General features: G+C 74.7%; 8 protein-coding genes and 1 pseudogene. 3 read left to right on the forward strand and 6 right to left on the reverse strand.

The features are described 5' to 3' along the window. Nucleotides 1-393 (forward strand): annotated as a pseudogene (locus ACMA1D_RS21910) (allophanate hydrolase subunit 2 family protein); the annotation flags it as partial. Between the two features lie 544 nt (nucleotides 394-937). Here ACMA1D_RS21910 and ACMA1D_RS21915 read toward each other — a convergent pair. After that, nucleotides 938-4,669 (reverse strand): hydantoinase B/oxoprolinase family protein, encoded by a 3,732-nt coding sequence (locus ACMA1D_RS21915; RefSeq protein WP_414725714.1) that lies wholly within the window; start codon nucleotides 4,667-4,669, stop codon nucleotides 938-940. A gap of 411 nt (nucleotides 4,670-5,080) precedes the next feature. Between ACMA1D_RS21915 and ACMA1D_RS21920 the strand changes: the two genes are divergently transcribed. Continuing rightward, a complete protein-coding gene (locus ACMA1D_RS21920) occupies nucleotides 5,081-5,716 on the forward strand; it encodes an HAD family hydrolase (protein ID WP_414725715.1) in 636 nt (211 codons plus the stop codon). A gap of 221 nt (nucleotides 5,717-5,937) precedes the next feature. Here the strand turns inward: ACMA1D_RS21920 and ACMA1D_RS21925 are convergent, their stop codons facing one another. From ACMA1D_RS21925 to ACMA1D_RS21940, 4 genes are all read right to left on the reverse strand, one after another. After that, entirely contained in the window at nucleotides 5,938-7,128 is a 1,191-nt protein-coding gene (locus tag ACMA1D_RS21925; RefSeq protein ID WP_414725716.1) for an SGNH/GDSL hydrolase family protein, read from the reverse strand. A gap of 121 nt (nucleotides 7,129-7,249) precedes the next feature. After that, on the reverse strand, nucleotides 7,250-8,596 hold the full coding sequence (locus ACMA1D_RS21930; RefSeq protein WP_414725717.1) for a glycosyltransferase: 1,347 nt from the start codon (nucleotides 8,594-8,596) through the stop codon (nucleotides 7,250-7,252). After that, nucleotides 8,593-9,738, reverse strand: a complete 1,146-nt coding sequence (locus ACMA1D_RS21935; protein ID WP_414725718.1) for a glycosyltransferase family 4 protein — start codon at nucleotides 9,736-9,738, stop codon at nucleotides 8,593-8,595. The genes ACMA1D_RS21930 and ACMA1D_RS21935 overlap by 4 nt, the downstream gene beginning before the upstream one ends. A 647-nt stretch (nucleotides 9,739-10,385) precedes the next feature. Further along, nucleotides 10,386-11,813 carry a HEAT repeat domain-containing protein gene (locus ACMA1D_RS21940; protein WP_414725719.1) on the reverse strand — a complete coding sequence of 476 codons (1,428 nt, stop codon included), beginning with the start codon at nucleotides 11,811-11,813 and terminating at the stop codon, nucleotides 10,386-10,388. A 310-nt stretch (nucleotides 11,814-12,123) separates the two neighbouring features. On the opposite strand from ACMA1D_RS21940, the gene ACMA1D_RS21945 reads away from it, so the two are divergent. Next, nucleotides 12,124-13,575: a PP2C family protein-serine/threonine phosphatase gene (locus ACMA1D_RS21945; RefSeq protein WP_414725720.1), complete on the forward strand. Its 1,452-nt coding sequence runs from the start codon at nucleotides 12,124-12,126 to the stop codon at nucleotides 13,573-13,575. Nucleotides 13,576-14,102: 527 nt separating this feature from the next. Here the strand turns inward: ACMA1D_RS21945 and ACMA1D_RS21950 are convergent. Then, a complete protein-coding gene (locus tag ACMA1D_RS21950; protein WP_414725721.1) occupies nucleotides 14,103-15,581 on the reverse strand; it encodes a hypothetical protein in 1,479 nt (492 codons plus the stop codon). Between the last annotated feature and the right edge of the window lie 421 nt (nucleotides 15,582-16,002).

The raw sequence follows: 16,002 nt of genomic DNA on the forward strand, positions 1-16,002 counted from the left end.
CCCCCCCCCCCCCCGGGCCCGGCACGGGAGTTGGCGTTGCCGCTGGCGCTCGGCCCGCGCGACACCTGGTTCACCGCCGACGCGCTGCGCACCATCGGCCGTGCCGCGTACGTGGTCTCCGCCGCGAGCAACCGGATCGGGCTGCGTACGGACGGGCCCGCGCTCGAACGGGCCGAGCGTGGCGAACTCCCCAGCGAGGGGCTGGTGTTGGGCGCCGTCCAGGTGCCTCCCGACGGGCGCCCCGTGCTCTTCCTGCACGACCACCCGACGACCGGCGGCTACCCGGTGATCGGCGTGGTGCCCGCGGACGCGTTGCCCGCGGCGGCCCAGGCCGTACCGGGCACACCGGTGCGCTTCCTGCCGTACCGGGCACGCCCCTCGCGTCTCCGCTGACCCGCAGGCATCCACTGACCCGTGGGCATCCGCCGTCCCACCGGGATCGCCACTGCCCTCGGCAGCCGCCCGCCGGCGAGCAGCGGACGGGCAGGCGGGGAATGGCGGGCGAACAGCCCACGCGCTCCGGCGAACCGTGGGCGAACAGCCGAATGGGCTCCGCGCTGACTCAGTGCGCGGAGCCCATCGGCGTCGATGGTCGGCCCGGCGCCTCGCCGTCTCGCGACGGCGGGGGCCGGCAGCCGGCCCGGGGCAGCGCCCGCGGCCGTCGGGTGACCTGCACCCCACGACCGGGCTGGCTGGTCCCCGGCGCGAGCCTTCCCATCCTCCCGGTGGATGCCCCCTGGGGATCGGCCGCTAGCGCGGCTCGGTCCCCCATCCGTGCAACAGCATCGCGAGACAGCTTGTTGTCGACAAATCCTTAGAGACCTTTAAAAAAGTTAGCCGCCCGACCGCTCCGGGCCACACGCCACGGCTCTCGCGCGGGTGGGCCAGTCCGCCCCCGCCCCTCCTGCCCGCACGACGCCCACACCCACGCCCCAACTCAGCGCCCGTCCTCCCCCGGCCCCTCCCCCGTTCCCGCCCCGTCAGCGCACCGCCCGTACCCGCCCCCGCCGGGCGTGTGCACCACCAGGACGTCACCGGCCGCGGCCCGTACCACGTCGCAGCCGTCCAGCGGCTGCACCGTCCCGTCGGCCCGCTCCAGCAGGTTGGTGCCGGTGGCGCCCGGTTCGCCGCCGGCCATTCCGTACGGCGGGACCCGACGGTGGCCGGTGAGCAGGGCGATGGTCAGCGGTTCGAGGCAGCGGATGCGCCGGGTGACCCCGCAGCCGCCGTGCCAGCGCCCGCGCCCACCGCTGCCGGGGCGCACCGCGAAGGTCTCCACGCGCAGCGGATAGCGCCATTCGAGCACCTCGGGGTCGGTCAGCCGGGAGTTGGTCATGTGGGTCTGCACGGCGTCGGTGCCGTCGAAGCCGTCGCCGGCGCCGGAGCCGCTGGCCACCGTCTCGTAGTACTGCACCCGGTCATTGCCGAAGGTGACGTTGTTCATCGTGCCGGAGCCCTCGGCCTGCACGCCGAGCGCCGCGTACAGGGCCCCGGTGACCGCCTGTGAGGTCTCCACGTTGCCGGCGACGGTGGCCGCCGGGTAGGTCGGGGCGAGCATCGAGCCGGCGGGGATGCGGACGTCCAACGGCTTGAGGCAGCCGCTGTTGAGCGGGATGTCGCGGGCGACCAGGGTGCGGAAGACGTAGAGCACCGCGGCCAGCACCACCGAACTGGGGGCGTTGGCGTTGCCGGGCTGCTGGGGCGAGGTGCCGGTGAAGTCGACGACGGCGCTGCGGGTGCGCCGGTCCACGCGCAGCGCGACCTCGATGGCCGCGCCACTGTCGGTCTCGTAGCGGCACCTGCCGTCGCGCAGCCCGGCGATGATGGCGCGCACCGACTCCTCGGCGTTGTCCTGGACGTGCCCCATGTAGGCGCGCACGACGTCCAGGCCGAACTGGTCGACCATCCGGCGCAGTTCCCTGATGCCCTTCTCGTTGGCGGCGATCTGGGCGCGCAGGTCGGCGAGGTTGGTCTCCGGCGCCCGGGAGGGGTAGCGGGCCGAGGTGAGCAGCGCGCGGGTGGCGTCCTCGCGCAGCCGGCCGTCGCGCACCAGCAGCCAGTTGTCGAACAGCACGCCCTCCTCCTCGACGGTGCGGCTGAAGGCGGGCATCGAACCCGGGGTGCTGCCGCCGACGTCGGCGTGGTGCCCGCGCGAGGCGACGAGGAACAGCAGGTGCGCGCCGGCGTCGTCGAAGACCGGGGTGACGACGGTGATGTCGGGCAGGTGGGTGCCCCCGTGGTACGGGTCGTTGATCGCGTACACGTCGCCGGGGCGCAGGTCGTCCGCGTTGCGGCGCAGCACCTCCTTGATCGACTCGCCCATGGAGCCGAGGTGCACCGGGATGTGCGGGGCGTTGGCGACGAGGTTGCCGGCGGCGTCGAAGAGGGCGCAGGAGAAGTCGAGCCGCTCCTTGATGTTGACGGAGTGCGCGGTGTTCTCCAGGCGCACTCCCATCTGCTCGGCGATGGCCATGAAGAGGCTGTTGAACACCTCCAGCAGGACCGGGTCGGCGCCGGTGCCGAGGGCAGCGGCCGGTGGCCGCGGGCGCGCCCGGGTGAGCAGCAGGTGCCCGGGCGCGCCGACGGTGGCCCGCCAGTCCGGTTCGACGACGGTGGTCGCATCGGCCTCGACGACGATGGCGGGCCCGTCGACGGTGTCGCCCGGGCGCAGTGCTGCGCGCCGGTACAGGCGTGTTCGCCGCCACTGTCCGGCGGCGAACATCCGCACGGTGTCGTGGACCGGCACGGCGCGGGCCGGTGCGCCACGGTCCTGGGCGGTGGTCTCCGGTCCACTGGCCCGTGCGGCGGATTGCGCTGCGTCGCCCCGGGCGGCGGTCTCCGGTTCGCTGCGCTCCGAGGCGGGCCCCCGGTCACCGCTCGGCGGGCAGTTCGCCTCCACCGCGACGGCCTCGGCGATCAGCGGCTTGTCCATGGTGAAGGCGTAGCGGGCGCGGTGGGCGCGGGCGAAGTCGGCGGCCATGATGGCGGCGTCGGTCAGCGGTACGGGCAGCGTCGCGTCGGTGCCGGCGTACCGCAGGTGGACGCGGGTCGTGGTGGTGATCGCGGCGGCGGGCAGGCCGTCGGCGACGAGTTCGGCCCGGGTGCGGCGGGCCAGTTCGGCGCCGGCCGCCCGGACCCGGGCCAGCCCGGCCGCGTCGCCGATGTCGGCCTCCACGGCCGTCTCGCGCATCGCGGTCGCGTCGGCCACGCCGATCCCGTACGCGGAGAGCACTCCGGCCAGCGGCGGCACGATGACGGTGGTGACGCCCAGCACGTCGGCGACGGCACAGGCGTGTTGGCCGCCGGCGCCGCCGAAGCTGGTCAGGGCGTACCGGGTGATGTCGTAGCCGCGCTGTACGGAGATCTTCTTGACCGCGTTGGCCATGTTGAGCACGGCGATGTCGAGGAAGCCGGCGGCCACCTCGTGCGGGCCGCGCCGGTCGCCGGTCGCGGCGGCGATCCGGTCGGCGAGCGCACTGAACTGCGCGCGGACGACGGTGGTGTCCAGCCGCTGGTCGGCGTGCGGGCCGAAGACGGCGGGGAAGTGCGCGCCGTGCACCCGGCCGAGCATGACGTTGGCGTCGGTGACGGTCAGCGGGCCGCCGCGGCGGTAGCAGGCGGGCCCGGGCACGGCGCCGGCGGATTCGGGGCCGACCCGGTAGCGCTGGCCGTCGAAGTGCAGCACCGATCCGCCGCCGGCGGCGACGGTGTGGACGTTCATCATCGGGGCCCGCATCCGCACCCCGGCGACCTCGCTGCCGTAGACCCGCTCGAACTCTCCCGCGTAGTGCGACACGTCGGTGGACGTGCCGCCCATGTCGAAGCCGATCACCCGCTCGTACCCGGCGTCGGCCGCCGCCCGCACCATGCCGACGACGCCACCGGCCGGCCCGGACAGCACCGCGTCCTTGCCGCGGAACCGCGCCGCCTCCCGCAGCCCGCCGTTGGACTGCATGAACATCAGCCGTACGCCCCGCAGTTCGCGGGCCACCTCGGCGACGTAGCGGCGCAGGATCGGCGAGAGGTACGCGTCGACGACGGTGGTGTCGCCGCGCGGCACCAGCTTCATCAGCGGGCTGACCTCGTGCCCGCAGCTCACCTGCGGGAAGCCGAGCTCCTCGGCGAGCGCGGCGACGGCCCGTTCGTGCCGCGGGTGGCGGTAGCCGTGGGTGAGGACGACGGCGACGGCCCGCAGCCTGTCGGCACGGGCCGCCCGCAATTGCTCCCGCACCCCGTCGAGCTCCAGCGGGCGCACCACCGCACCGTGCGCGTCCAGCCGCTCGGGCACCTCGATGACCCGCTCGTACAACGCCTCGGGCAGGACGATCCGCCGGTCGAAGATGCGCGGCCGGTTCTGGTACGCGATGCGCAGCGCGTCTCGGAACCCCTCGGTCACCACCAGGACGGTGGGCTCACCTGCGCGTTCGAGGAGGGCGTTGGTGGCGACGGTGGTGCCCATCTTGACGACGGCGATCCGCTCGACGGGCAACGGCTCGTCAGCGCCGAGCCCCAGGGTGGCCCGGATACCGGCCACGGCGGCGTCCTGCCGGCGCTCGGGATGGTGCGACAACAGCTTCCTGGCAACCAGCCGCCCGTCCGGCCGCCGCCCCACGACGTCCGTGAACGTCCCGCCCCGGTCGATCCAGAACTCCCAGCGTCCGGTGGTCATCCCTCCAGTGTCGCAGCGGGGCGCGCACGGGGCGGGCGGGCCGGGAGCCGGACGGGCGTACGGGTGCCCCTGGCGGGGCGGGCACCGCGGGCGGGCGCGCGGGGGCGGCCCGGGCCGTGGACCGGCACCGACGACCGCCCGGTGCCCCCTGGCGCCACCGGCACGGCCGGGCCGTGGAAGGTCGCAGCGGCCGGCGGGTGGGGCACCTCCGAAAGCGTCCGCAGACGTCCGGGAGGCGGGCGGGGCCTGGGACCGAGGCGTACGGAACCGGTGCGGTGGCATATGGCGCCTGGCGCCCGCGTACGGGAGGGACGTACGGGGCCGGGGGCGGACCCTGGACGGGTCGGTTCTGCGTGACCTGTCTCATCCGGAAGGCGGGCGCCTTCGAGTGCTCTGCCATGCTCGCCGGCTATGAGCGACCTCGCATTCGATGCCCTGCTGTGCGACCTGGACAACGTCATCCGTTTCTACGACCTGGACGAGGTGAACCGCCTGGAGCAGGCCGCGGGCCTCCCTTCCGGCACCACGATGGAGATCGCGTTCGCTCCCGAGCGGGACCTGCCGCTGCTGCTCGGCCGGATCAGCCGGGCCCAGTGGGCCGCATCCATCGCCGACGCCCTGGCCGCCAAGGTTCCGACCCAGCAGGCAGCCGCTCTCGCCACGGCGTTCGCCCACGCCCCCTCTCGCGCGGACCAGCACGTGGTCGAGCTGATCCGGCAGGTCCGCCGTAGCATCCCGGTCGTACTGGTCACCAACGCCACCGTTTGGCTCGACAGCGATCTTGCCCAGCTCGGCCTCACCGACCTGGCCGACCACGTGGTCAACAGCTCCCGTGTCCACGTCGCCAAGCCGGACGCCGAGATCTACAAGATCGCCGTTGGGCGTGCAGGCGTCCCCGCCCACCGCTGTGCCTTCGTCGACGACAGCCAGGCGAACGTCGACGCCGCCCGCCAGGCCGGCATGACCGCCGTGCTCTACCGCGACGTCTCCGACCTTCGCCAGCTCGTCGACCCCATCGTGAACACGGTCGGCCCGTCTCCCGTGTAGGCAAGGCAAGCGGCCCTGGGCGATGGGCCAGCAGTTCGCTGGGAGCCGGTCAAACGTCGGTGAGACCGCTCTTCGGCGAGGCAGGTCACTGCGGATAGAGACCGGCACCGATGAGGATGGCCACCCGCACGGCCGCTCCCCGCGCCCCGACCCGGGCCCGCCGCCCCCGCGGGGCCCACCGTCGGCGGGCCCCGGCGGAGGCAGCGGGCGGCGCCCGCCCCTCATGCCGGGCTGCCCGCGCCCAGCGGGCCCACTGGGCCGCGGCGGGTGGCGGTCAGTGCGCTGCGGGTGCTCGTGCGGGTACGGGCGTCGAGGAGGTGGCCGGTGCCGCGTAGTCGGTGGCTGCTCTCCAGGGCCGCCAGCCGCACCAGGTCGGGCAGGAGGTCGCGGCAGCGGTCGACGACCCAGCGCGAACCGCGCGTGGCCAGCCACCAGGAGCCGCCTGCGAAGGTGGGCCGCGGCCCGTCGGGAACGGTCGACGGCGCGGGCCCGAGCAGCGCGCCGCGACGCCCGAGCGCGGCGTGGAACTCCCGGGCCAGCAGCCGGTGGCCGAGTTCGCTGGGGTGTAGCCGGTCGACGCTGCGGGCCGCGCGCTCGGCGGCCCAGGTGCCGCCGGCGAGGTGGACGTGGACCGCGCCGTAGCGCCGGGCCAGCACGTGGATGACCGTGTTCAGGGCCCGCATCCGTCGGGTCAGCGGCGCGGCCAGCGGCCTGGGCAGGCCCAGCGCCCGGCCCGGGTCGGGCAGGCACGCCGTCAGCACTAACGCCCCGTCGGCGCTCAGCAGGCGCATCGTCAGGTCGAGGGCCGTGGCCACCTCCTCGATGTCGAACCCCGCCCGCAGCGTGTCGTTGCCGCCCACCACGACGGACGCCAACTGGGGCCGCGATCTGCGGGCCGTGGGCAACTGGGCGTGCGCCATCTCGGTGGCCAACGCACCGCTCCTGGCCAGGTTGACGAACTCCACGTGCGCCACCCGCCACGGCTCGGGGCGCGGCCCGGCGGCGGGCCTGGCCACGGGCCAGGGGCCGCCACCGGGCTGCACCGCCACGCCCGGCGCCGCTTCCGCCCCCACCAGCGCGCCCGCCAGCAACGCCGCCCACCCGCGCCACCCACCCCCGGCCACCGGATCACCCACGCCCGCGGTCAGCGAGTCCCCCAGCGCCACGAACCTGAACGGCACGTGTGGGCCACCGGCATCCGAGATGCCCCCACCCGCCGCCGCGGCAGCCGGGCCCGGGTCGGGGGCCGCCGCCAGGCCGCCCGCTCCCGTCCCGCCCGCCACGGCCGCCCCACCGCCGCGCGGGCCGCTCGCCACGCCGCCGGCCGACCCTTCCGCCACGGAGGTCACGCCCTCCGCCGCCGCGGCCCCACCGCCGGCCGTGGCGGCCGTACCCATGTCCGAGGCTGTCACGGGATCACCCGCCCCCGCCCCTCCAGCAGCCCCCGGCGCGCCCAGGTCAGGCCGCATCACGCCACCGTCCCGGGCGGTATAGCGCGTGCCCCGGGCAGAACGGCGCGTGCCCCGGGGGCCGTCACGTCGGGCCCCCGGACGCCGGGGGCACCGCGCGTAGTGCCACCGGTCGGACCGCTCCGGCCGGCCCGGGCGCCGGCTCCCCGGCGCGGTCGGCTCCCGCGGCGGGCCCCGCGGGCGAGGCCGAGGCCGAGGCGGCAGCCGGCACGGTGGCCAGGTCAGGCCCGGAGGCCGGCCCGGACGCGGCAGCACCGAGCGGCGCGGCATCGTGGGCGGCCAGGAAGGCGGCGACCGCGGCGGGCCAGCCGAACTGTTCCGCCCGGGCCCGCGCCGCGGCGCGGCGGTCGGGTTCGGGGGTGGCCAGCACGCCTTCGACGGCATCGGCGAACGCCGGCCCGTCGTCGGTGGCGCTGGCGCCCGCCGTGGCGACGATGTCGGGCAGCGCCGAGGACGCACTGACCACCACCGGCGTACCGCACGCCAGCGCCTCAAGCGCGGCGAGCCCGAACGTCTCGGCCGGTCCCGGCGCGAGCACCACATCGGCGCTGGCCTGCCAGCCGGCGAGCTCCGCCCGGTGCGCCACGTGGCCGAGGAAGGTGACCGGCAGCCCCTCGGTCCTGGCGCGTTCGGTCAGTCGGGGGCGGAGCGGCCCGTCGCCGGCCACCACCAGGTGCACGTCCACGCCGCGCCGGCGCAGTTCGGCCACCGTGTCCAGGGCCCGCCCCGGCCGCTTCTCGGGCGAGAGCCGGGAACACATCACCAGCAGCAGCGTCGCCCCGCTCACCTGGCGGGCGCGCAGCGCGGCGCTGTACCAGGAGGGGTGGCAGCGCTCCAGGTCGACGCCGAGCGGCGCCCGTACCAGGTTGCGCACGCCCAACCGGACGAACTCGCGCGCGGCCCACTCGGTGGTGCACACCACGCGTGTGTAGGCGCGGGCCGTACGCAGGTTGAGCCGGTCGGCGGCGAACGCGGCGGCGGACGGCGGGACGCCCCACGTACGGAGCACGGCGTCGGCGCTCTCGTGGGAGACCATGACGGCCGGGACCCGGGCCCGGCGGGCCCACTCGCCGGTCCAGCGCAACGTGGTGCGGTCGGAGACCTCAAGGCGGTCCGGGGCGATCCCGTCGAGCAGCCCGGCCAGCGTGCGCCGGCCGGTGAGCACGCGGTAGCCGCCGGTGCCGGGGAGTTCGTGACCGGGGACGGTGATCACGCGCCCCTGCGCGGTGGCCTCGTCGGACGGCCGCTCGCCCGGGATGACCAGGACCGGCTCGTGCCCGGCGGCCTGGTAACCGGCGCCGAGTTCGCGCAGCGCGGTGCGCAGCCCGCCGGAGGTGGGGGTGATGAAGTTGGCGATGCGTACGATCCGCAGCGGCCCGCCGGCCTGCGGGGCGGTACGTGGTTGCGTCATGCGGCCCGGCCCTCCGTGACCCGCCCGGCGCGCTCGGCCAGCACCTCGGCGTAGTGGTCGATCAGGAGGTCGCCGACCATCTCCCAGGTGCGCCCCTCGACAGAGGTGCGGCCGGCGCGGCCCATGTCGGCCCGTAGCCGCGGGGATTCGGCCAGCATCCGGACCGCGTCGGCCACGGCTGCCGAGTCACCCGGGGGCACCAGGAGCCCGGTCCTGCCGTGCTGCACCAGGTCGGTGGGCCCACCGATGGCCGGCGCCACCACCGGTACGCCGCTGGCCTGCGCCTCCTGCACGGTCTGGCAGAAGGTCTCCTGCGGTCCGGTGTGGACGAAGACGTCGAGGGAGGCGAAGATGCGGGCCAGTTCCTCGCCGGTGCGGCGGCCGAGGAACTCCGCCCCCGGCAGCGCGGTCCGCAGGCTGGGCAGGCTGGGCCCGTCGCCGACGACGACCAGCTTGACGCCGGTGAGACCGGCCACCGGAGCGAGCAGTTCCACGCACTTCTCGGGCGCGAGCCGGCCGACGTATCCGACGATCAGCTCTCCGCCCGGGGCCAGGGTGCGGCGCAGTTCCGGGTCGCGGGCGGCGGGCCGGAAGCGCTCGGTGTCCACCCCGCGCGGCCACAGCGCGATCCGGGGCACGCCGTGCTCGGCCAGGTCGCGGGCGGCGGCGGTGGAGGGGGCCAGGGTGCGGTCGGCCGCGGCGTGCACGGCGCGGATCCGGCGCCAGGCGGCGCCCTCGCCGGTGCCGAGGTAGGTACGGGCGTAACCGCCGATGTCGGTCTGGTACACGGCGACGGTGGGCAGGTGCAGCCGGGTGGCGGCGGCCATGCCGCGCACGCCGAGGATGAAGGGGCTGGCCAGGTGGACGACGTCGGCACGGTGCGCGGCCAGGGTCGCGGCGAGCCGACGGCTGGGCAGGGCGACCCGTACCTGTGGGTAGCCCGGCAGGCCGAGCGAGGGCACGCGGACGACCGGGTAGGGGTGGGTCCCGTCGCTGTCGGCCGGACAGTCGTGCGCGCCGGCCGGGGCGAGGACCAGGGGTTCGTGACCGCGCCGCGCGAGGTGCTGGGCGGTCTGTACGGCGCAGTGGGAGACGCCGTTGATGTCTGGCGGGAAGGATTCGGTGACGATAGCGACACGCATACCGGTGTTGTCGGCGCGCGGAACGTGACCCGGGCCACGTGGATCTTTCCGATCAGGAAACGTCCCATGAGCGTTCGCCGCTGCTGGGTGCGGGTTCTGCCCTGCCGTGCGGGTCTGTCCGGAAATCGCCCCACCCCCCGAACCCACGCAGCGGCTCCGCCCGACCGACTCCCCCACCCGGCCGCCCACCCGACGACTCCGGCGGACCCGACCCGCTCCCGCGGCTCACCCGCCTCTCCGCGGAGCGCTCCGACGGGCCGGTGTCCCGATGTGACCGACTCCGCATCCGCCCGGCCCTCACATCGCGCCGGAGCGCCCGTACGAGCAGGCAGAGATCGCCGAACGGTCGGCGCCGGAGGACCAGCGGAGGGGGACCGGCAGACGGCCCGTCGCAAGGCCCGCAGACAGCCAGCAGGCGAAGCAGCAGCACCACCTGCGTCACCCGACAACGCCACGTAAGACGACATGTCGACAGAGCGCGAGCCAGTCCCGAACGGTCACCCCGGCCGCGACCGCATCGATGACCGCGTGCAACCACCCGGGCCAGGGCCGGAGCGACGCACAGACGCCCGGGCCGGAGCCAGGGCCGGCGGGGCTGCGTCCGGGCCGGGGCCGGGGCGCCGGCGGGGCCGGGGGCCGAGCAGGGCTCAGAGCGAGGCCGTGTCCGGGTCGATCCGGCTACGCACGGCCGTCTGCACCTCGGCCTCCTCGGCCGGGTCGGCGGCAAGGCTGCGCAGCCGCTCCACGACGCGGGAGTCGGCGGTGGCGGCGTGCCGGGCGGCCAGTTCGCGGGTGGATTCCTCGCAGTCCCACAGGCACTCCACGGCGAACCCGGCCGGGAAGGTCGGGTCGGTGGCTGCGAGCGCGCGCGCCGCCCTGCCGCGCAGGTGGGAGGAGGACGTCTCGCGGTAGATGTGGCGCAGTACGGGCGCGGCACAGCCGATGGCCAGCCGGCCCGCGCCGTCCACCAGCTCCCACAGCGCCGGCGCGTCGGGCCCCTCGGTGCGCACCACGCGCCGCAGGGTGCCGAGCACGGCGGTGGTGTCGTGCGGGCCGCCCCTGCGGGCGAGCAGCGCGGCGGCGGCGACGCCCAGCGCGTCATCGCGCCGCGCCCAGCTCCTGGCCCTGGCCAGCGCCGCGGTGCTGCGCATGCGCTCGAAGGCGGCTATCGCGGCATCGGCCACCAGTGTCGACGGCGCATCGGCCGCGGCCTCGATGAGTCCGAGCGCCTCGGGGGCGTGCTGCTCGGCCAGGTACCGCAGGGCGGTGGCGCGCGCCGCGTCCGGGCCGTCCGCCGCCGCCGCGATGACCTCGGGGAGGTCCTCGGGCCCGGCGACCGCGGTCAGGCAGCGGGCGGCCGGCCCGTGGCGGTGCTGGGTCGGGTGCGCGTCGAGCCCCTGCTGGGCCCATTCCAGGACCTCGCGCACGCTCCAGCCGGGCCGCGGTCCGGCCGGCCTGAGCTGTCGTTGCCAGCGGTCGAAGCAGCCGTTTTCCAGTGCGGCGCGCACCCGGGCGGCGTTCTCGGGTTCGGCGGTGTCCTCCGCCCACAGCCGCCAGGGCCGCGGCTCGAAGGCGTCCCTGGCCACGGCCGCGAGCCTGGCCTCGCCCTCGGGGGTGCGCGGGAAGCGGGCCAGCACCAGGCCGCTCAGGGCGCGCAGTCCGCTGTCGTCGTCGCGCAGCGCCAACTCGTCCAGCGCCCACTGCCAGTTCCCGCCGGTGGCGGCGTACCGGCGGAGCAGGTGCAGGGCGTCATCACGCCCGTACGAAGCGAGGTGGCCGAGCACGGCGAGGGTGAGTCCGGTGCGCTCCTCGGCGGTGTCGATGAGGTCGTCCGGATGGAAGAGGTGTTGTTCGATCTCTTCAAGTCCGCCGTCGAGCTCCATGCAGAGCCTGGCGTAGTAGAGCGAGCGGTTCTCCACCTGCCAGTCACGGCGTGGGTCGCGCAGCACGCAGTGGTGCAGCGCTGAGAGCGCCTCGGCCCGCGGCGCCGCGAGGGCGTGCAGGGTCCCGTCGCCGCGGCCTCGCTGGAGGAGACCGAGCAGGGAGCCGCTGGGCGCTATGTCTGGATCGAACATGGGGTCAGCATCCGGGGCGGGGGGTTCGGCTGGCAACGGGATTTCCTTCGACCGGCATTCTTGCCGATGTCTGCGGTCGGTATGCCTGATGAACGACAGCGCCCGCGCGGTCCCAAGCGCCGCAGCCTACCCGGAAGCGCCGGCTCCGCCGATCCCACCGGCATATCCACGAGAGGCCGGTGACATATGCCAGAAGCACCACCGTATCGGGTATTGCCAAATCCCTTACAGACTGTCGCAGCCTGTGCAACAGTCGTCACCGGCCCTTCCTTCTAACTGGTCGCGCCGCGCCTGTATCGGAGTACGTCCCATGCCGTCGCCCCTCTTCGCGGACCGTTCCGCTCCGCAGCCGCCCCAGAGCGGCGCACTCGATGCACTGATCTCACAAACGCAACACCTGCGCGGCGGCCTCGACGCCGTTCGACGTGAGTCCAGCATCGAGGACGAGCAGTTCGAGGATCCGCGCGCACGTTGGCAGCGTGCCCTGTGCGAGCTCGCCGTCCACCACCTGGACGGCCTCGGCGAGCACCTCGGCCAACTCCGTGAGGGGCTGCCCGTCGATCCCGACGAGGCGCCGCCGGGCGAACGGCTACCCGCCGCGCCCCCCGAGCCGGAACGGCGCGCCTCGGCCGGCCGGGTCGGCAGCGCCGAATGGAACCTCCTCACCGACGAGGTGACCTGGTCCGCCGAGCTCTACGAGATCTTCGGCCGGCGCCCATCCGACGGCGGCCTCTCCCTCGACGAGCTCCCCTCCTGCGTGCACCCCGCGGACCAGTCCGCACTGACGGCGATGGTCACCGACTGCCTGGTGGACGGGAAGCCGATCGACGGGGAGTTCCGCATCATCCGTCCGATCAGCGGCGAGCGCACCGTGCACATGATGGGCGAGCCGGTCCTCGAAGCCGACGGCAGCACCGGCTCCATGTGGGCCGTGCTGCGCGACGTCAGCGAGTTACGCCGCAGCCAGCAGGCCGTGCGCGAGACCCAGGACTCGCTGCGGCGCCAGCGCCACATCGCCCAGACCGAACACCGGCTCGCGGTCGAGCTCCAAGAGGCCGTCCTGCCGCCCTGGCGCGGCACCCTCTCGCTCCCCACCGGCACCGGCGCGCTCGACCTCGCCGCGCACTACCTCCCCTCCGCCATCAGCGCCCTGGTCGGCGGCGACTGGTACGACGCACTCCAACTGCCCGACGGCCGCACGCTGCTCAGCGTCGGCGACCTGACCGGCCACGGGGTCGCCGCCACCTCCGGCATGGCCACCCTGCTCGGCGCGCTGCGCGGCATGGCCGTCGCCGGCGTGGAGCCCGGCCCGCTGATGGGCTACCTCAACCACATGCTCGACGTCTCCCCGCAGCCCGCGCTCGGCAGCGCCGTCTGCGGCCTGTACGACCCCGCCGCCCGCACCCTGACCTGGGCACAGGCGGGCCACCCCGCCCCGCTGCTGTTCCGCGACGGGACGGGGCTTGCGCTGCGCCCCCCGGAGGGCGTGCTGCTCGGCGCCACCTCGGGTGCGACGTACACCCAGCGCACCGAGGTGCTGGCCCCCGGCGACCTGCTCGTCCTGCACACCGACGGGCTGGCGCCGCGCAGCGTGCCGGCGAGCGCCGAGGCGGGAGCCGAGCGACTGCTCTCCCTCGCCCCCCGGTTCTCCTCGGCCCGGACGGCACAGGAGTGCGTACGGGCCGTCGTCGAGTGCTTCGACGACGAGCAGCGCGAGGACGACGCCTGTCTCCTCGTCGCCAGGATCGGCTCCGACGCATGATCCGACGCATGAGGTGCCGTCCGGGACACCCCAGGAGGTCGAGCCCGCCGCGAGCCGTCACGTCGACGGCCGGCACTGCGGCCCCGGCCCGATGGACCGGTACGACCCGGGCCACTGCGCCCCGACGCGCGACGATGCCGTCGGATCGCTCCGACGCCACGCCGAGCACCGGCTCACCAGGACCCGAAACCAACCGCTTCCCGACCGGTCACCGTCGCAACGAGCAGCGAGACGAACGCCGATCCGCAGCCGGCCCGGCACATCACGCCACGGCCTCGGACACCAACCCGCCGGCAGCGGCCTCTCCCCCGGCGGGAACGCCCGAGCGGCGGCACCGTACATCGCCACGCGTGACCGGGCAGGTCACCGCGGAGCAGTCGGGGCCGTCCCGTACGCGGAGCCGTACGGCCGGACGGTCCAGGGTCGACACCCTGCGGTAAGTAGGGCCATGACGCCGTGTGCTACCGGCGACTTTTACGGCCCCGTCAACGCACGATCCCGTCGGGATGGTCGCCGCACCGTGGCGCTCACACCGCGGCGTTCGGGCCCAGGCCGACACCGTTCTGTTGGGGCAGTGCCTCTGCGATCTCTTCCCGGAGAATGCGGATGTCGGTGCGGCTCGCGTACTGGCCGGTGAGCCGGTACATCTCGCGCAGTCGGTCCCAGGTGCGGTGCGAGGAGGTCTCACCGATGGTCACCAGGGCCAATCGTGCGTACTTGTCGCCGCGTTCCGGCTGGTCGTCGATGAAGCAGGCGGAGGCCAGCGAGATGTGATCGAAGATCTGTGACCGCTCGTGGCCGTCCTTGCGCAGCCGCAGCGCCTCCTTGGCGTGCTGCTGGGCGAGGACCGCGGCCTTCGCCTCGTGCTCGGCGAGGGTGCGGTACGCCAGCGCCTGCATGCCGTGCAGGTCCGCTTCGTCGAACATCTGCATCCAACTCGGCGCCGGAACATCGCCCTTGTCGGAGACGAAGAGCTCCTCGGCCTCGCCCAGGGTGCGGCGCATGGCCTGCCCGCGGCCCATCGACGCCTGTGCCCACGCCTCGATGGTGTGCAGCATCGCCCGGGTGCGGGGCAGGGCCTCGTCGCCCGAACCCGACTGGGCGAGCTTCATCAGGTCGAGCGCGTCGTCGGGGCGCCCGAGGTGCACCATCTGACGTGCGGCGCGGGAGAGGGCTTCGCCGGCGCGCGGCCGGTCGCCCCCCTCTCGCGCGGCGTGCGCGGCGATCACGAAGTACTTCTGGGCGGTGGGCTCCAGGCCCACGTCGTGCGACATCCAGCCGGCGAGCACCGCCAGGTTGGCCGCCACCCCCCACAGCCTGCGTTGGAGATGGGGCGGATGACGGTAGGCGAGCATGCCGCCGACCTCGTTGAGCTGCCCCACCACCGCCTTGCGCTGGAGCCCGCCGCCACGGGAGGCGTCCCAACGGCGGAAGATGTCGACGGAGTTCTCCAGGGCTTCGATCTCCGCGGAGCCCACGGGCGCCGCCTCGTAGCGGTCGAAACTGGCGTGGTCGGCGGTGAACACGCCGGAGGGGTAGGGGGCGCCGGATGCCAGGGCGGGATCGGTGTGCAGCCAGTCGTACATGGCGCTGCTGAGCACGGAGCCCGCGGTGAGCGCGGCTCCCGCGCCCACCAGGCTGCGTCGGTTGAACATGAGGTCCATTCCCGTGAATTCGGTGAGGACCTGGGCCGTACGTTCGGGCGCCCAGGGCAGACCTTCGTGGGTTTGCCCCTTCCCCGCGCGTCCCTTGCGGCCGAATCCGAGGTCCTCGATGGTCACGACACGACCGAGTCGCTCGGTGAACAGGGCTGCCAACACCTTCGGGACGGGATCGCGCGGCGTCTCGCCGGTCTCGATCCACCTCCGTACCCGCGAGGTGTCGGTCGCCAGTTGCGGATGGCCCATGGCCGCCGCCTGCCGGTTCACGAGTCTCGCGAGCTCCCCCTTGGACCATCCGGCCAGGCCGAACAGGTCCGCAAGACGGGCATTGGGTTCCCTCGTCACGTCAAGCCCCCAGGTTCCTCGGCTGTGTTGACAGTAGCCCCCGAGGTAGGGGCCCGCGACTATTCGCCAGGGTTCGCCAGGGTCCGCCAGATGGTGTGCCACCCGTGCGCGGGTGTCCTGTAGGAACGCGCCACCCTCCCCTGGCCTTCGGGCCCGGGCACGTGGGTCACACCGCGGGGCGACCCGCGGGAATGCAGCTCCGAGCCGTGCCGTCGACGACGGGACGACTCGGGCGTGGCGGCTCCCCGGCCGTCACGGCAGCACCACCGTCGCGCAAGCGACGGAGGCGACGGGGCCGTCCCATCGGGTCCCGCGCCGGTGCCGACTCGCGGCCCCCGCCCCCGGCCAGGGAACCCAGCCCGGTGGGCGACCGCATTCCCCAGGGTGCGGCCACCTTCCGGGTCTGGAGCGCACGCACTTG

The sequence above is a fragment of the Streptomyces sp. 796.1 genome (genome assembly GCF_047525675.1).
Taxonomy (GTDB): Bacteria; Actinomycetota; Actinomycetes; order Streptomycetales; family Streptomycetaceae; genus Streptomyces.